The 17,526-nt window shown below is 68.6% G+C and carries 12 protein-coding genes, 1 tRNA gene and 1 pseudogene; 6 read left to right on the top strand and 8 right to left on the bottom strand.

Annotated features, from left to right (window positions below; translation table 11 throughout):
• The 3 genes and pseudogenes from AAHM41_RS40745 to AAHM41_RS31380 all read right to left on the bottom strand — a co-directional run.
• Window positions 1-127: pseudogene (locus AAHM41_RS40745) on the bottom strand (M10 family metallopeptidase C-terminal domain-containing protein); the annotation flags it as partial.
• 709 nt (window positions 128-836) lie between these two features.
• Window positions 837-4,496 carry a M10 family metallopeptidase C-terminal domain-containing protein gene (locus AAHM41_RS31385; RefSeq protein ID WP_342240565.1) on the bottom strand — a complete coding sequence of 1,220 codons (3,660 nt, stop codon included), beginning with the start codon at window positions 4,494-4,496 and terminating at the stop codon, window positions 837-839.
• Window positions 4,497-4,748: 252 nt separating this feature from the next.
• Window positions 4,749-5,615, bottom strand: a complete 867-nt coding sequence (locus AAHM41_RS31380) for an EamA family transporter (RefSeq protein ID WP_342240564.1) — start codon at window positions 5,613-5,615, stop codon at window positions 4,749-4,751.
• 93 nt (window positions 5,616-5,708) lie between these two features.
• On the opposite strand from AAHM41_RS31380, the gene AAHM41_RS31375 reads away from it, so the two are divergent.
• Window positions 5,709-6,173 carry an Lrp/AsnC family transcriptional regulator gene (locus tag AAHM41_RS31375; RefSeq protein ID WP_342240563.1) on the top strand — a complete coding sequence of 155 codons (465 nt, stop codon included), beginning with the start codon at window positions 5,709-5,711 and terminating at the stop codon, window positions 6,171-6,173.
• Between the two features lie 16 nt (window positions 6,174-6,189).
• Here AAHM41_RS31375 and recR read toward each other — a convergent pair whose 3' ends face one another.
• On the bottom strand, window positions 6,190-6,780 hold the full coding sequence (recR, locus tag AAHM41_RS31370) for a recombination mediator RecR (RefSeq protein WP_342240562.1): 591 nt from the start codon (window positions 6,778-6,780) through the stop codon (window positions 6,190-6,192).
• Window positions 6,781-6,920: 140 nt separating this feature from the next.
• On the opposite strand from recR, the gene AAHM41_RS31365 reads away from it, so the two are divergent.
• Window positions 6,921-6,994, top strand: a tRNA-Gly gene (locus tag AAHM41_RS31365).
• 42 nt (window positions 6,995-7,036) lie between these two features.
• Here the strand turns inward: AAHM41_RS31365 and AAHM41_RS31360 are convergent.
• A complete protein-coding gene (locus tag AAHM41_RS31360; RefSeq protein WP_342240561.1) occupies window positions 7,037-7,735 on the bottom strand; it encodes a TetR/AcrR family transcriptional regulator in 699 nt (232 codons plus the stop codon).
• A 195-nt stretch (window positions 7,736-7,930) separates the two neighbouring features.
• On the opposite strand from AAHM41_RS31360, the gene AAHM41_RS31355 reads away from it, so the two are divergent.
• Both AAHM41_RS31355 and AAHM41_RS31350 read left to right on the top strand, forming a co-directional pair.
• Complete coding sequence (locus AAHM41_RS31355) at window positions 7,931-8,419, top strand: RidA family protein (protein WP_342240560.1); 489 nt, start codon at window positions 7,931-7,933, stop codon at window positions 8,417-8,419.
• Window positions 8,420-8,884: 465 nt separating this feature from the next.
• Complete coding sequence (locus AAHM41_RS31350; RefSeq protein WP_342240559.1) at window positions 8,885-10,246, top strand: glutamine synthetase family protein; 1,362 nt, start codon at window positions 8,885-8,887, stop codon at window positions 10,244-10,246.
• 186 nt (window positions 10,247-10,432) lie between these two features.
• Here the strand turns inward: AAHM41_RS31350 and AAHM41_RS31345 are convergent, their stop codons facing one another.
• The 3 genes from AAHM41_RS31345 to AAHM41_RS31335 form a co-directional block, all read right to left on the bottom strand.
• On the bottom strand, window positions 10,433-12,226 hold the full coding sequence (locus tag AAHM41_RS31345) for a M2 family metallopeptidase (RefSeq protein WP_342240558.1): 1,794 nt from the start codon (window positions 12,224-12,226) through the stop codon (window positions 10,433-10,435).
• A gap of 195 nt (window positions 12,227-12,421) precedes the next feature.
• Window positions 12,422-13,435, bottom strand: a complete 1,014-nt coding sequence (locus tag AAHM41_RS31340) for a serine hydrolase domain-containing protein (RefSeq protein WP_342240557.1) — start codon at window positions 13,433-13,435, stop codon at window positions 12,422-12,424.
• A gap of 223 nt (window positions 13,436-13,658) precedes the next feature.
• Window positions 13,659-14,771: an anhydro-N-acetylmuramic acid kinase gene (locus AAHM41_RS31335; protein ID WP_342240556.1), complete on the bottom strand. Its 1,113-nt coding sequence runs from the start codon at window positions 14,769-14,771 to the stop codon at window positions 13,659-13,661.
• Window positions 14,772-15,078: 307 nt separating this feature from the next.
• Here AAHM41_RS31335 and AAHM41_RS31330 point away from each other — a divergent pair, with 307 nt between their 5' ends.
• Together AAHM41_RS31330 and AAHM41_RS31325 are read left to right on the top strand one after the other, a co-directional pair.
• Window positions 15,079-15,858 carry a hypothetical protein gene (locus tag AAHM41_RS31330; protein ID WP_342240555.1) on the top strand — a complete coding sequence of 260 codons (780 nt, stop codon included), beginning with the start codon at window positions 15,079-15,081 and terminating at the stop codon, window positions 15,856-15,858.
• Window positions 15,859-15,927: 69 nt separating this feature from the next.
• Entirely contained in the window at window positions 15,928-17,430 is a 1,503-nt protein-coding gene (locus tag AAHM41_RS31325; protein ID WP_342240554.1) for an ABC transporter substrate-binding protein, read from the top strand.
• Window positions 17,431-17,526: the final 96 nt, after the last annotated feature.

Raw genomic sequence — 17,526 nt, 5'->3', positions numbered from 1 at the left:
CGTACTTGAAGGTATCGCTGCCGCCCCCACCCGTGAGCGTGTCGTTGCCGCCGCGCCCGATGATGGTGTCGTTGCCGGCGCCGCCGGTGAGCACGTTGTTGCTGTCGTCACCGTTGTAGTCCGCCATTGCTGATTCTCCTTCTTTCACAGTTGGATCGATTGCCGCCATGCGACGTCGGAAGCCGGGCATGGCGGTGCCGTCGGGCGCCCTTCGTCGCGAAGGCCGCCCCGTCGCTCCCTCCCGATGGCGGGAGTGAGGCGAGTTCGGTTGTCCTGGGTGGGCGGCCGGGCTTACCGGCCGCTGCGGAGAATGGTCACAGGAGGAGGTGGAAGGACCTCGCGCGAGCCTGGCTTCGGCCCGCCGGCGACAAGGATGCCATGGCCGTCAGCGCGCGAGGCATTACCGCCAGATCCCGCGCTGCGACACGTCCCGCTCCGGTTCCGTGAACCACATCCAAGTTGCTCCCCCACAATTATATAAAATTTGATGCAAATTGGACTATACCGCCGCCGTCCCCGTTCCGGCAATCCACCGGCGACGGTCCTGCCGAGCATCATCGGCAGGGGGCCATCGATGTTCGATCCGATGGCCGACCGGGCCGGACGTGCCGCCGGCAGGCTGCCCGCGACGATGTGGTCCGCTATATGGGATCGGGACCGTGTCGCCACCGCGCTTATCAACCTGGATATCGGCAGATGGTGGCGCGAATGTGTCGCCAGGGTCAGATTGTGGTCCTAATCCAACATTTTAGCCGACATCGTCGGATCGTGATCAGGACGCCGATCCCGGCGGCGTGATGCCCGGTACCGAGGCTCCGGCACCGGGCAGGTTGTGGCTACAGGGCGAAGTCGGAGGCCTGCAGCGACACGGCGCCGTCGAGCGTGATCTGGAAGTCGGAGATGCCGTCGCCGTTGAGGTCGCCGGCGATGGTGGTGGCGCCCGAGCCGATGGTGAAGCGCAGCTCGCCGGCATGGCGGGTGAACAGGCCGGAGCCGATGAAGCTGAAGCCCTGGTCTCCCGCCACGGCCGAGTTGGCGTCGATCGCCGACAGGTCGATCTTGTCCAGCTGCGCCCGGCTGAAATCGGTGATGCGGTCGGCATTGGCGCCGACCACGCTGTCGCCGGAAGCGGTGAAGACGAAGCGGTCAGCGCCGGCGCCACCGGTCAGCGTGTCCTTGCCCGCCCCGCCGCGAAGCAGGTCGTTGCCGCCCCAGCCCTGCAGCGTGTTGGCACCGGCATTGCCGATCAGGGTGTCGGCGTTCTGGCTGCCGCCGACATTCTCGATCGACACCAGGATGTCGCCCTGGGCCTCGGCGCCGCCGGCCGCGCCGGAGGCCAGGTTCACGCTGACGCCGGCCCAGCTGCTGTAGTAGCTGGCGGTGTCGCTGCCGGCGCCGCCGTCGAGGCGGTCGGCCCCGGTGCCGCCGCGAAGCGTGTCGTCGCCGCCCCAGCCCTGCAGGATGTTGACGCCGGCATCGCCCGCGAGGGTGTCCTTGCCCTGGCCGCCGGTGAGGTTCTCGATGCTGATCAGCACGTCGCCCTGGGCGTCTCCGCCGCTGCCGGCATGGGTACCCAGGTCGACCGAGACGCCGCCGGCGGCGGTGTAGTAGCTGGCGGTGTCGATGCCGGCGCCGCCATCGAGGCGATCGGCCCCGACCCCGCCGCGGAGCACGTCGGCGCCGGCCAGGCCTTTCAGAAGATTGGCATCGGCGTTGCCGGTGAGCTGGTCGTTGGCTTGGCTGCCATCGAGATTTTCGATCGAGACGAGGATGTCGCCCTGGGCATCGCCGCCGCTGCCAGTGCCCGCGGATAGATCCACCGCGACCCCGACGCTGCCGGTGGAATAGATGGCGGTGTCGATGCCGGTCCCGCCATCGAGGCGATCGGCCCCGCCACCGCCGCGGAGCGTGTCGTTGCCATCGCCGCCTTTCAGCGCGTTGGCGCCGGCGTTGCCGATCAGGATGTCGGCCTTCTGGCTGCCGTCGAGATTTTCGATCGAGACCAGGATGTCGTCCTCTGCCTCGCCGCCACGGCCGGTGCCGGTGGACAGGTCTGCGGTGACTCCGACCCAGCTGATAGCGTAGCTGGCCGTGTCGATGCCGCCGCCGCCATCGAGACGGTCCGCGCCGGCGCCGCCCTGAAGCACGTCGTCGCCGTTCCAGCCCTGCAGGATATTGGCGAAGATATTGCCGGTGACCCGGTCGTTGCCCTGGCTGCCAGAAACGTTTTCGAAACCGAACAAGGTATCGCCCTGGGCATCGCCGCCACTGCCGGTGTTGGCGGACAGATCAATCGTGACACCGATGCTGCCGATGTAGTAGCTGACGGTGTCGGTGTCGAAACCGCCCTCGAGCCGGTCGGCCCCGGCCCCGCCGCGGAGCAGGTCATCGCCGTCCAAGCCCTTCAGCACGTTGGCGCCGGCATTGCCGATGAGGATGTCGTCGCCGAAGCTGCCAGTGATGTTCTCGATAGAGACAAGGGTGTCGCCCCAGGCGTCGCCGCCGCTGGTCGCACCGGTCGACAGATCCACGGTGACCCCGCCGTTGCTGCCGTAGTAGCGGGCAGTGTCGATGCCCGCGCCGCCGTCGAGGCGGTCCGCCCCGACCCCGCCCTCGAACAAGTCATCGCCGTCGCCCCCGACGAGGCGGTCGATCCCGGTGTCGCCGTCGAGCTCGTCGTCGCCGGAACCGCCCAAGAGGAGGTCGTTTCCGTCGGGCCAGAAGCTCCAACTCGAATCCCGGCCGAAGAGTTTGTCGTTGCCGGCGCCACCGAACAGCACATCGCCGTGTGATGTGCCATATTGCGATATGCCATAGACGATGTCATCGCCGGTCGACGTATCGAAGATGAAATCGGCCGTGCCCAGGCTGCCCAAAGCGACGTTCAAAAGGCGTATGCTCTCGCCGTCGCCGAAGGCAATGAGGACGTCGGCGCCGTCCTGGGTCATGAAGGGCAGGAGGCTGCCGAGATCGGGGACGTGCACAGCGGACAGGTCGATTCTGTCGCCGTTGGTGTTGAAGTCGAGGATTGTGCTTCGGACGTGGTTCGTCTGGTAAGCGAAGATGTCGTTACCGGCGCCGCCGACCAGCCTGCCGGTGCCACCGATGATCCGGTCATTGCCGGCGCCGCCGAACGTGACAACGCCGTAGCGACCATTGACGGCGAGACCGGTGGTCGACGTGTTGAAGACGAAATCGGCGTTGCTCAGGCTGGCTAGGGTGACATTCTCGATTCGAATGCGTTCCTCGTAACCCTCCGAGCCGAGGTCGATAATCACATCGCTGCCGTCCTGCGCCATGAAAGGCCGAAGGTAGCTGATATCGGCAACATTGAGATAGGAGAGATCGATCCTATCGCCATTGGTGTCGAAGTCGGTAATTGTGTCACGGCCGAAATAGCGCTCGATATAGGCGAAGATGTCGTTTCCGGCGCCTCCGATCAGCTCGTCATCCGATTGACTGCCGATGAGGCGGTCGTCGCCGGCGCCTCCCATGAGCTCGTCATCCGATTGACCACCGATGAGGGTGTCGTCGCCGACGCCTCCCATAAGCCGGTCGTCAGACTCATAGCCGATGAGACGATCGTCGCCGGGGCCGCCGACGAGAGTGTCCCAAGAGTTACTGCCTGAGATGTAGTCATTGCCGTTGCCGCCGAACAGAACACCCTCGCCGGTCACGACGAGCCATGCGGGCGACGTGTTGAAGACGAAATCGGTGTCGCTCAGGCTGCTCAAGGCGACGTTCCGGAGGCGAATGCCCTCGTCATAGGCGAAGGTGATGACGACGTCGGCGCCGTCCTGCCTCATGAAAGGCAGCAGGCTGGCGAGATCAGCGATGTGGAGGGAGGAAAGGTCAATCCTGTCGCCGTTGGTGTCGAAGTCGGCTATCAAGTCGAACCCGTCGCGGTCGTAAACGAAGATGTCGTTGCCGGCACCGCCGACCAGTTGGTCGTAGCCGAAGCCGCCGATGATCCGGTCATTGCCGGCACCGCCGATGAGTGTGTCAGCATCGAACTCGCCGCTGATTTGATCATCTCCTCCGGAGATCGTATCGTTGCCGGCACCACCAAAAAGGGTGTCGTTGTTAAAGGTGCCTTTAATAGTGATGGCGCTGGTCGATGTGTTTAAGACGAAATCGGCGTCGCTCAGACTGATCAAATTGATGTTCTTAATGCGGATGATTTCCTCATTGTTGTCATCGCCGACGAATCCACTGCTGTCATAGCCAAGATCGATGACAACATCATTACCGTCCTGGCGCAGGACATACCGCAAGCTCGCGAAATCAGTAACGTGGAGATAGGAGAGGTCGATCCTGTCACCATTGGTGTTGAAGTCGGTGATGATGTCGAAGCCGAACCCTCGCGTGTCGTAGACGAAGACGTCGTTGCCGGCCCCTCCCGTCAGCGTGTCGTTTCCGCCGCGGCCGATGATCCGGTCGTCTCCGGCGCCGCCGACGATCGCCTCGCCGGCATCGGTTCCGATGTAATTCGCCATTGCTTCTTCCCCCTCCGCAATTCGATCGACTATCCGCCAAGCGGCACTCGCCTTCGCCCGATGGCGAAGGCGTGGGCCCAATCTCATCTCCTATGGGGTCGCCGGTCCTGCCGTTTGGCACAACCACAGCCTCAGCCGGCCGCGTTCGAGCCCGGTTCATGACGTCAGATGTCTCTCCCCCACCAATATGAAGTTTGTCTCAAATTTCGGCCGTCGGCAATTCACCGAATTGCGGGCGGTCGCGACGCCCCTTCACGCCCGGCCGGCGCGGTGCAAGGCGACGCCGGCCATCACCAGGGCGATGCCGGTCAGGTCCCGCGCCGAGGGGATCTGTCCCAGCACCAGGACGCCGATCCCGACGGCGGTGGCCGGCAGCAGCGACAGCATCAGCGCGAAGCTGGCCCGCGGCAGCCGCGCCATGGCCAGCAGGTCGCAGACATAGGGGATGACCGAGGAGGCGATGCCGACCCCGATCCCGGCCAGCAGCAGCACCGGGTCGGCCAGCGCCGGCAGGGCCGGGCCCAGCCCGAACGGGGTGATCGCCACCAGCGCCGCCAGCATCGCCGCCGCCAGCCCGTCGATGCCGTCGGCCCCGGCGATGCGATGGCCCAGCACGACATAGGCGACGAACAGCGCGCAATTGGCGAAGGCCAGGGCATAGCCCAGGGCGTCGCCCTCCAGCCGGATCTGGGTCAGCATCGCCACGCCGGCCGCCGCCACGCTCAGCGCCACCAGGTTGCGCCGGCTGCGCAGCCCGGTCGCCGCCAGGCCGATCGGCCCCAGGAACTCGATGGCGCCGACCGTGGCCAGCGGCAGCCGGGCGATCGCCAGGTAGAAGCAGGCGTTCATCGCCGCCAGCACCAGTCCCAGCGCCAGCAGCGTGCGGCGGTCGGCGGCGCTGCTGCGCCGCCACAGCCGCCAGGGCCGGCGCCACAGCGCGAACACCAGGGCGGCGGTGGCGATGCGCAGCCAGGCGACGCCCAGCACCTCGACCGCGCCGAACAGCAGCACGGCGCAGGCCGGCCCCAGATAGTGGAACACGGCGCTGACGACGAAGAACAGCTGCGGCGGCAGCCGCTGCGCCAGCGGCAGGGCGGCGGAGGTCTCGGGCGTCGACATGGCCGGAAGATTTGCATGCGCCGGCGCCCTGGCCCATGATCGGTCGAAGCCTCGTGCCTCCATCGGCCTTCGCTTCGAAGGAGATTCGTCGATTTGGCCTTCCAGGTCTCGCCGCTGCTCGCCGACGAGCGCAACCTCGCCTTGCTCCGCCTGCTGCAGGCCGAGCCGCGGCTGGGCGTGGCCGAGCTGGCGCGGCGCATCGGCATGTCGGCGCCGGCGGTGCGCGAGCGGCTGCTGCGGCTGGAGGAGGCCGGGGTGATCCGCGGCTGGCGGCTGGAGCTGGAGCCGCGGGCGCTCGGCTATCCGCTGACCGTGTTCGTCCGCATCCGGCCGATGCCGGGGCAGCTGCCGAAGATCGCCGAGCTGGCGCGGGCGATGCCGCAGGTGGCGGAATGCCACCGCATCACCGGCGAGGACTGCTTCATCCTGAAGGTGCATGTCGAGGCGATCGAGACGCTGGACCGGCTGCTCGACCGCTTCCTGGCGCATGGCCAGACCACCACCTCGATCGTCCAGTCCACCCCGGTGCCGCCGCGCGACCCGCCGCTGCCGGGCTAGGGCCCGGGGGCCGGGGCTACAGCCCGCGGCGCGAGCGCAACGCGGCGACCAGGGTGCCGTCGTCGAGATAGTCCAGCTCGCCGCCCACCGGCACGCCATGGGCCAGGCGGGTGATGCTGGGGCCGATCCCCTCCAGCTTCTCGGCCAGGTAATGCGCCGTGGTCTGGCCGTCGACCGTGGCGTTCAGGGCCAGGATCACCTCGGTGACGCCCGGCTCGCGGGCGCGGGCCAGCAGGCGCGGGATCGCCAGGTCGTCGGGCCCGACGCCGTCGATCGCCGACAGCGTGCCGCCCAGCACGTGGTAGCGGCCGCGGAAGGCGCGCGCCCGCTCCAGCGCCCACAGGTCCGCCACCTGCTCGACCACGCAGATCACCCCGGCGTCGCGGGTCGGGTCGCTGCAGATCGGGCACGGGTCGATGGTGTCGAGGTTGCCGCAGACCGAGCACGGCACGATCGCCGTGGCCGCGGTCTCCAGCGCCTCGGCCAGCGGCCGCATGACGGTGTCGCGGTGGCGCAGCAGGTGCAGCGCGATGCGGCGCGCCGACCGGGGTCCCAGCCCCGGCAGCCGCGCCAGCAGGTCCATCATGGTGGCGATCTCGCCGCTCATCCGTGCCCCATTCCCAGCCGCCATCCGCGGCACCGATCCTATCCGACGCAGTTTCCTAGCACAGCGGGCAAAACCGGACCCTGTCGCGATCGCCGAGGCGCCTTGAACGGCATCGCCGCTTCGCCTATAACCGACGGCGCGCGGGTGTAGCTCAATGGTAGAGCAGAAGCTTCCCAAGCTTACGACGAGGGTTCGATTCCCTTCACCCGCTCCAGCCTTCCCGCCGAGTCTCGCGCCCACGCCCGATGGCCGCAGTTCATTGTCTCGGAGCGAGGCCGTCGAGCAGGAAGTCGAGGCCTTTCCTGAAAGCACCGTCCCAGTCGTCATCCAGCAGCAGACGAGAGCGTTCGATTGCCGGGTAGCGTTCGCCGAGACGCGTCAGGCGTTCCTGCGCGGCGGCCCTGTCGTCGTCCGAGAGGTCGAAGCTCGCCCGGGTGACGGTGGCGCCCATCACATAGTTCCAGAGCGTCCAGATCGCGACGTTCAGATCTGCGTCCGCCACACCGGCTCTGGACAAGGTCTGGCTCAGCAGCTCCAGGCGACTGAGGATGTTCGGGCCGAGCGCCCGGCGCGGCAACAGCGCTGCCGACCACGGATGGCGCAGCATGCCGGCGCGCCAGTCTTCGAGCATGTGAACGACGTCCCCGCGCCAGTCTCGAGACTCGACGATTTGCGGCGGACCGCGATATTCGAGCACCGAGTCGAGCGCCAGGTCAAAGACCTCCTCTTTGTTGCCGACGTGCCAATACAGGCTCATCGCGCCCGAACCGAGGCGATCGGCCAGCCGACGCATCGTCAATCCGTCGACTCCTTGGGCGTCCAGCAGTTCCACCGCAGTCGCCACGATACGGTCCAGAGAGAGAGGCGGTTCACTGCGCGGCTCCGGCACGGGCTGGAGTGACGCACCTGTCCGTCGAGCCCGTTTGCTCCCGGCGCCGCTGCGTTTGACTGCCATCCGTCTTCCTCGCTGGTCAGACCGCCGATTCAGGCCGGCAACGCCACGAATGTCGATCCTGACCGATTGACTCGTACGCAGTACGATGCGACGGATCGTACACCGTACGAATCGATCATATAGGCGGTGGGCTGAAGTTCAATCCTGCTGGTCGCGAGGTCCGTTGCTCGCAGTCCTCACAGCCAAGAGAAAATCATGACACGCGCAATCAAGCACCTGCTTATCGGAGGGCTCATCATCATGACCATGGCAGTTCCCACTGCGACGACGGCGAATGAGACTGATCTCAAGCTGACCATCGTCAATCCAAAAACCCTCTACGACCCGACGCCGAACGGCTACAGCACGGCGGTGATCGCGCCCCGCGGAGCCCGGGTGGCCTACATCTCCGGACAGGGCGGCCAAGACAGCACGGGAGCCTTGTCGCCCGACTTTGCTGTCCAGGTCAGGCAGGCCTACGCAAATTTGCGCACCGCCCTCGAAGCGCTCGGCGCCAGGCCGGATCAGGTCGCCAAGCTCACGGTCTTCGTGGTCGACCACGACATGTCCAAGCTCGGGGTGTTGACCCAGACCGTCAAGGAAGTGTTCGGCGCGGCACTGCCGGCGCAGACTCTGATTCCCGTCCCCAAGCTTGCCATCGACCCCATGCTCTTCGAGGTCGAAGCCGTCGTCATTCTGGACTAGTGGCGCCGCCGCGGCGGCTGGTGGAGGGCGGAGCGTCGGTGTTGCTCGACGGCCCGCCCGGCACCCGGAAGACCACGATCGCGCGCCTGCTCGCCACCGTCGGGTCTCGGCACGTCGTCGGCCTTTCGGCCTGCTGCCCACAGCATCGCCGCCTGTCCGCACCCTCCGGTGCCGATAACCCGTGCCTGCCGTCAGCCCCGGCCGGGCGATCGATGGGTTTCCCACGCTTTATTCGAGCTTGACCGGCAGTTGCCGAGACCGACGACGTCAAGATCGGCACCGCGATCCGCACCCCCGATGGCGGAGTATGTCGAGCGGTTCCAGGCGGCCGGGAAGAAGAAATAGCCCGGTCGGCTGCCCGATCTTTCGCCGGCATGACCGTCCCGCGCCCGGGACCGGTTCCGCTTGCCTTCGCCTCCGCCTAAGCTTCCCGGCGGCACAGACCGAAGGGAGAGGCCGACGACCATGCCTGACGTGACCAAGGCCGCCGATCCCGCCCAGGAATGCCTCGACTTCCTGGCCCGGCACCGCGACATCCGCTTCGTCGACATCCTCTTGACCGATGCCTGCGGCGTGCAGCGCGGCAAGCGCATCCCGGTCGGCGAGCTGGAGCGGATCTGGCGCAACGGCCGCTACATGCCGGGCTCGATCATCAGCCTCGACATCACCGGGGCGGATGTGGAGGAGACCGGGCTGGTGTGGGAGGACGGCGATGCCGACCGCTCCGCCCGCCCCGTGCCCGGCACGCTGGTGCCGGTGCCGTGGAAGGCCGAGCCCTCGGCCCAGGTCCTGCTGACCCTGTTCGAGCTGGACGGCACGCCCTCCGCCTATGACCCGCGCCAGGTGCTGTCCCGGGTGGTGTCGCGGCTGGCGGCCGACGGCCTGAATCCCGTGGTGGCGGTGGAGCTGGAATTCTACGTCTTCGACGCGTCCTGGCGCGAGACCGGGCGGCCGATCCCGCCGCGGGGCGCGAGCACCGGCAAGCAGGCCTACGGTATGGCCGATCTCGACGAGCTCGGCGACTTCCTGGCCGATCTCTACGCCTGCTGCGAGATCCAGGGCCTGCCGGCCGACACGGCGATCAGCGAATACGCGCCGGGGCAGGTCGAGATCAACCTGAAGCACCGGGCCGACGCGCTGCGCGCGGCCGACGACGCCATCCTGTACAAGCGGCTGGTCCGCGCCGTGGCAAGGCGGCACGGCATGGAGGCCACCTTCATGGCCAAGCCCTATGCCGGCGAGACCGGCAGCGGCACCCATCTGCACATCAGCCTGGCGGACGAGGATGGCGGCAACCGCTTCGCGGCCGAGGGTGGGGACGAGCTGCTGCGCCACGCCATCGGCGGCATGGGGGCGACGATCCGCGACGGCATGCTGGTGTTCGCGCCGAACGCCAACTCCTACCGCCGGTTCCAGACCCTCAGCTACGCGCCGCTGGCGCCGACCTGGGGCGTCAACAACCGCACCGTGGCGCTGCGCGTGCCGATCGGCCCGCCGGCGGCCAAGCATGTCGAGCACCGGGTCGCGGGAGCCGACGCCAACCCGTACCTGGCGCTGGCGGCGGCGCTGGCCGGGATGCATCGCGGCATCCTCGACCAGCGCGACCCCGGCCCGCCGGTGACCGGCAACGGCTACGGCGCCCCGGCCTCGGACATCCCGCCGAACTGGCTGGATTCGATCCGCGACTTCCGGGCATCGGCGTTGATGCGCGACTATCTCGGCGACGCCTTCGTCGACGCCTTCGCCAAGATCAAGCTGGCCGAATACCGCCGCTTCCACGCCCAGATCCCGCCCCTCGACTTCGACTGGTACGTCAAGGTGGTGTGAAGACGGACATTCGGCCGGAGAACGGATTGCCTCTCCCGCCTGGCGGGAGAGGTCGGGCGTCCGCAGGACGACCGGGTGAGGGCTGGCCCGGGTCTCGACAAACTCCCCTCACCCGGAGCCGCTTCGCGTCTCCGACCTCTCCCGCAAGCGGGAGAGGCAACAGGAGAACGTTCCTTCAGCGGACTCTCACCACCCGCAGCTCTGGCCCTTGTTCTGCTCGGTCAGCCAGTCGTTCAGCGGGGTGAAGTATTGGACGACGGCGCTGGCGTCGGTTTGCCGCTCGCCGGTGAAGGCCTCCAGCTCGTCCGGCCAGGGCTTGGACTGGCCCATCTCCAGCATCGCGTTGAAGCGCTGGCCGACCTGCTTGTCGCCATAGACCGAGCAGCGGTGCAGCGGCCCGGTCCAGCCGGCCTGCTGGCACGCCGCGCGGTGGAACTGGAACTGGTAGATATGGGCCAGGAAGTACCGCGTGTACGGCGTGTTGCCCGGGATGTGGTACTTGGCGCCGGGGTCGAAGGCGTCGGCCGGGCGCGGGCCCGGCGGCACCAGCCCCTGGTACTTCAGGCGCAGCGCCCACCAGGCGTCGTTGTACTGCTCCGGCGCCGCCTTCCCCGCGAACACCTCCCAGCGCCAACGGTCGACCAGCAGGCCGAAGGGCAGGAAGGCGATCTTGTCGAGCGCCATCTTCAGCAGGAACGGGATGTCGCCCTCCACGCCCGGCACCTTGTCCAAGAGGCCGATCTGGTTGAGGTAGGTCGGGGTCAGCGCCGACAGGCCGACGAAGTCGCCGATCGCCTCGTGGAATCCGTCGTTGGCCCCGTTCTTGAAGATGTAGGGCTGGTCCTTGTAGGCGCGCTGATAGTAGTTGTGCCCGAGCTCATGGTGGACGGTGTAGAAATCCTCGCCATTCACCTTGGTGCACATCTTGATGCGGACGTCGTCGCGGTCGTCCAGGTCCCAGGCCGAGGCGTGGCAGACCACATCGCGCCCCTCCGGCCGCACGATCTGCGACCGCTGCCAGAAGGTCTCGGGCAAGGGCGCCAGGCCCAGCGAGGTGTAGAAGGCCTCGCCGGTCTTCACCATCCTGGTCGCGTCGTAGCCGGCGTCGACCAGCAGCCTGTCCAGGCTGTAGCCCTCGGCCTCGTCCTCCGGCGCCACCAGGTCGTAGATGTTGCCCCAGGACTGGGCCCACATGTTGCCCAGCAGGTCGGCGCGGATCGGCCCGGTCTTCGGCTGCACCGTGTCGCCGTACCTCGCGTTCAGCCGGCCGCGGACATAGCAGTGCAGGTTCTTGTAGAAGGGCTCGACCTGGCCCCACAGCCGGTCGGTCTCGGCCGCGAACTCGTCGGCCGGCATGTCGTAGCCGGACCGCCACAGCGCGCCGGTGTCGGCATAGCCCAGCGCCGTCGCCCCCTCGTTGGCCAGCGCCACCAGCCGGGCATAGTCCGGCTTCATCACCGGAGAGATCGTGTGCCAGCCCTCCCACACTGCCTTGGTCTCGGCCGGGTCGCGCGAGGCGGCCAGGATGTCCTCGGCGTAGCTCAGGGTCAGGGTCTTGCCCTGCAGCTGGAACTCGCCGGTGGAATAGGTGGAATCGAGCTTGGTGCTCAGCGTCGCCAGCTCGCGCGCCGCACCCGGCCGGTCCGGCGCCGGCAGCACCAGGTTGCGCTTCAGGATGTCGAGCTTGCGCCGCGTCACCGGGTCGAGCGTGACGCCGTCGAAGCGCGACGCCTGCTTGGCATAGGCGCTGGTCTTCTCGGTCCACTCGCCATTGGCCTTGGCCTCGAGCCACTGGGTGTCGTCGGTGATGAAGGTGGCGCGCACCCAGGACGCCTTGTTGAGGTATTCGCTGGTGGCGGCGAGGTCGGCCTCGGCCTTGTCGACGAAGGCGCGGGCTTCGTCAGGTGTCTGGGCCGGGGCGGCGATGCCCCACAGCAGGGCGGCCGCGGCGGTGCCGGCGGCCAGCAGGCGGGATCTCATCGGGACGGTCCCCCTATGCATTGAATTTTATGAGAAATCTCCGGCGCTCTCCTCATCGCCGGACCGGTTGCCCCCAGGAAAGGCGGCCGGGACTCGCCTGTCAATCGCCGCATCGCCGGGCCAGGGCGGCTCCGGCTCCGGCCCGATTCGTAGGACGAAAATCTCGATGGCGGAGGCGGCGAGTCGCTTCGGCTCTCAGAAGGGCCAGCCCGCCGACACCGCGTTCGACACGCCCCGGCGCAGAGCCTGGATGCCGGTCTCGACATGGCGCGACGGGTGCGCCCGGTTGGTCAGCAACGTCCAGGCGTGGCCGCGCTCCAGGTCGAGCCACAGCGCCGTGCCGGTGAAGCCGGTGTGGCCGATGGTGTCGGGCGAGCACAGCGACCCGCCGGACCAGCCCTCGTGTCGCACCTGCCAGCCCAGGCCGTGCGGGTGGTCCTCCACGCGCAGCACCTCGGCCACCGTGGCCGGGCGCAGCACCTCGCCGGCCAGGAAGGACCGGGCGAAGTCCAGCACCGCGGCGGCGCTGCCGAACAGCCCGGCATGGCCGGCCAGGCCGCCCAGCGCATAGGCGTTCTCGTCATGCACCTCGCCGCGCATCACCCGGCCGCGCCAGGTGCAGCGCTCGGTGGCCACGGCGCGGGCCGGGCCGGGGCTGACGGCGAAGTCGCCCGGCGGCAGCAGGTCGCGCAGCGGCCGCTCGCGCAACCGTTCGGCCAGGATGCCCAGCAGCACGTAGTTGACGTCGGAATAGGTCTCGGGCCCCGCCGCCCAGTCCTTCTGCAGCACCAGCGCCTTCAGCGTCTCCGGGTCGCTGCCCCAGGTGTACAGCGGCTCCACCGCCGGCAGGCCGGAGCGGTGCGACAGCAGCTGCCGCACGGTGACCTGCCGCACCCAGTGCTCGGGCTGGTACTGGCGCAGGTCCGGCAGATGCAGCGCCAGCGGATCGGACAGGTCGATCCGCCCCTGCTCGACCAGCCGCAGCACCTCGGTCGTCGTCAGGATCACCTTGGTCAGGCTGGCCAGGTCGAACAGCGCATCCTCGGCCAGGGCCGCGCGCTCCGGCACCAGCGCGGCACGGCCGCCGAAGCGGATCGCGCGGTCGCCGTCGCGGGTCACCAACCCCAGCACGGCGCCGGGGATGCGGCCGGCAGCGATCGCTTCATCGACCAGGGCGAAGGCGGCATCGGCCGCGGCGGCAAGGGTCATTCGAGGGAGTCCGGCAACCTGATGGAGTCCCCCCTCCCCTCGCGGGAGGAGGGTAGGGGGAGGGGGGTCGCACCGTTGGAACCGAAGCCGGTGGTCGGCATCAGGCCGTGGCGATGTGTCAGGATTGAATAGGACGACGCCCTTCGATCGACAACCCCCTCCCCCTTGCCCCCTCCCGCGAGGGGAGGGGGGACTCGAGGACGAGTGGCGATCAGCAAAATGCTCACGCCGCGCGGGACAAGGGCCGGTGCAGCACGCCGCCGGTCATCGGCCGGGGCACGCCGGTGGTGGTCGGCAGGCTCAAGGGCAGCCCGTCCAGCGAGCGCACGGCGAGGAAGGCGAAGGCCTGGGCCTCCAGCGCGTCGCCGTCCCAGCCCACCGCCTCGACAGGGTCGACCGGCACGCCCAGCGCCTGCTGCAGGCCATTCATCAGCGTCGAGTTGTGCCGGCCGCCGCCGGTCACCAGCCAGCGGCGGGGCGCCGCGGCGAAGTGCCGGCGCGACGCGGCGACCGAGGCGACGGTGAAGGCGGCCAGGGTGGCGGCGCCGTCGGCCAGCGACAGCCCGTCCACCGCCGCCATCGGGAAGTCGTTGCGGTCCAGCGACTTCGGCGGCGGCGCGTCGAAATAGGGGTTGGCCAGCAGCGCGGCCAACCGGTCCTGCGCCACCGTGCCCGAGGCGGCGATGCGCCCGTCCTCGTCGTAGCGGGCGCCGGTGTGGCGCTGCACCCAGTCGTCGATCATGGCGCTGGCCGGGCCGGTGTCGAAGGCCGTGACGGCGTCCTCAGACCCCCTGGCCTCGATCACCGTGACATTGCCGACGCCACCGAGATTCAGCACCGCCAGCGGCCGCGGCAGGTCCTTGGCCAAAGCGGCGTGGTACAGCGGGGCGAAGGGCGCGCCCTGGCCGCCGGCGGCGACATCGGCGGAGCGGAAATCGTTGACGCAGGGAATGCCCAGCGCCGCCGCCAGCCGGGCGCCGTCGCCGAGCTGCCGGGTGAAGCGCCGTTCCGGCCGGTGCAGGATGGTCTGGCCGTGCATGCCGACCACATCGACCGCCTGCGGCTTCAGCCCGGCCTCGTCCAGCAGGCGGCGCACGGCGGCGGCGTTCAGGTCGGTGACCGCGGCGGACAGCTCGTCCAGCGCCTCGTGCTCGGCCCGCGCCGGGTCGCGCGCCACCGCCAGCAGGGCGTTGCGGACATCGTCGGTGTAGGGCGTGGTCGAGGCGGCGCCGCGGGCGAACACGGTCTCGCCGTCGGTCTCGATCACCGCGACGTCGACCCCGTCCATCGAGGTGCCGCTCATCAGGCCGATGGCGGTGCGCCGGGCTGCGGCCATGGGAGATCTCCTTCATCACCGACGAATCGGCACCGGGATTATGGCGGCAACGCCGGCCGGCGTGAAAGCCGTTCCTGCCCCATTCTTGCCAGATTGTGACATTTTCATTACAAATGAAATCTTGCGGGCGGGGAGAGAAGCAATGCTGACCTACCAGCGTGCCGACGCTGACATTATTCCTCTCTTTCAACAGATCGCTGGGAATCAAGGGGAATCGAGGCCACAGACAATCCTGGAGTCTCGTTTGAGATTCCGTGGGAGGATGCTGCGGGACCTGAAGAAATTACCGGAATCTCCGGAACGATCCTTGGTCTCTCCTCGCGATGCGCGGATCTACTACGGGTCCGCCCTGCTCCGCTGGGTGCCGACGCGGCTCGTGACCAGGACGCTGGCCACCCAGGTCCACGCCCAGGGCCGCCCGGTCTGGCTGCGGGACCGTTTCATCGATGCCGGCGACTGGTCGGAGATCTCGAAGCCGGTTGCCGAGAGCTTCCACCACCAATGGTTCAACGACCTGGTATGGAGCGGCGCTCCGGCCACCTCGTCCAGCTATCGCAGGCTGCTGCGCCTGATGGAGGCGGGCCGCCCGATGCAGGTCGGCCCGCTGGTGCTCGACAGCGTGGCGGCGATCGAATCCTATCGCCGCTACTGCGAATCGCTGCTCGACAGCATCCGCACCCACGGCGTGACGCCGCGGCAGCTGACCCCGGATTTCGCCCCGGCCCGTGGGCGCGACCCCCGCAGCGAACGGACGGAGGGCGACATCATCGTCGCGGTCGGCCCGGGCGGGGAATTCTTCCGGATGCTGGCCGGGCGGCACCGGATCTGCGCCGCACAGGCGCTCGGCCTCGATCGCGTTCCGGTCAACATCCGGCTGGTGCATGCGACCTGGCTCTGGGACCTGGCCGACCGCTACGGCGTGCCGCCGCACCAGGCCTTCGCCAGCTGGCTCGAGACGCTCGAGCCGGTCCATGTCTCGGCGGTCGGGAAGATCAAGGCCCGGCTCGTCGCCTGGGCGCTCGGCATCCCGGGCCTGGCCGAGGCGTGGCTGCAGACGGCGGAAGGGCTGCAGGCCGCGATCGTCTGAGACGGCGCCGATTGACCTCCCCCGGCGAACGCGCCTTACTGGCGCCAAATCCACAGGGGGAGGCTGGAGATGGGGCGGACGATTTGGGCAGTCTCGGCGGCAGTGGCGGCAGCCCTCGCCGCACCGATGGCCTGGGCGCAGACGCTGGAGGTCGCGACCGACCAGTCGCCGGTCGGGCTGGACCCGCATGTCGCCACCTCCTTCGCCACGGTGCTGGTCAACGGCGCGGTCTATGAAGGCCTGACCTCGGTCGACAAGGACCTGAAGGTGGTGCCGGAGCTGGCCGAATCCTGGACCATCTCGCCCGACGGACTGACCTATGTCTTCACCCTGCGGCAGGGCGCGAAGTTCCATGACGGATCGCCGGTGACCCCGGCCGACGTCGCCGCCAGCTTCGCCCGGGTGCGCGACCCCAAGACCGGCTCGCCCTATGCCAGCCGCATCGACATGGTGAAGGAGGTGACGCCGACCGGCGACCGCCAGGTGACGGTGACGCTGACCACGCCCTCCGCCCCGTTCCTCGCCAACCTGCCGCAGATCTCGATCGTGCCGGCCGCGGCGGCCACCGGCGGCATCGACCTGCAGCGCAAGACCGACGGCACCGGCCCGTTCACGCTGAAGGAATGGGTGCCCGACACCTACCTGCTGCTGGCGAAGACCGATGGCTATTGGGACCCCGGGCTGCCGAAGCTGGACGCGGTCAAGATCAACATCGTGCCGGAGGCCTCGACCCGGCAGGTCGGCCTGTCCGGCGGCACCTACCAGCTGCTGCCGAATGTCGACCCGGCCACGGCGGCGACGCTGCAGGGCACGCCGGGCGTCACCCTCCTGGAGACGACCGACCTGTCCTACACCCTGGTCGGCATGAACGTGTCGACGCCGCCCTTCGACAACCCGAAGGTGCGCGAGGCGCTGAACACCGCGATCGACCGGTCCCAGATCGTCGAGGCCGCCTATTTCGGCAAGGGCCAGCCCGGCGGGCCGCTGTCGCCGGGCCTGAAGGACTGGGCGGTGCCGGTCTCGGACTACCCCTGCTACGCGGCCGATCCGGAGAAGGCGAAGGCGCTGCTGGCCGAGGCCGGCGTCACCCTGCCGGTGAAGGCGGAGCTGAAGGTGCTGGGCTCGAACCAGCTGGTGGTCGACGTCTCCCAGGTGGTGCAGGCCCAGCTCAACGCCGCCGGCTTCGAGGTGGCGCTGAACGTGCAGGAGCAGGGCACCTTCATCCAGGACTGGCGCAACTCCAACTTCCAGCTCTTCGCCTCGATCAACGGCGGCAACGTCGACCCGGACGGCTACCTGTACCGGACCTTCCGCACCGGCGGGTCGACCAATGTGTTCAAATATTCGGACGCCGAGGTCGACAAGCTCTTGGACGAGGGGCGGGTGACGCTGGACCCGGCCAAGCGCAAGGCGATCTATGCCGATCTGCAGAAGCGCCTGGCCTGCGACGGCCCGATCGCCCATCTGGCCTTTGGCCAGCTGTTCACCGCGGTGCGCGACGGCGTAACCGGTTATGAGATCGTCGGCAACCGCTCCACCCGCTCGCTGCGGCAGACGGCGCTGCAGAAGTGATGCGGGTGGCGTCGCTCGCGGGCCGACCCTATCGAGTCCCCCCCCCCCCCGGGGGGGGGGGGGGGGGGGGGGGGGGGGGGGGGGGGGGGGGGGGGG

Source organism: Inquilinus sp. OTU3971 (assembly GCF_038440215.1).
This window is presented reverse-complemented; position numbering and strand designations above follow the sequence as displayed.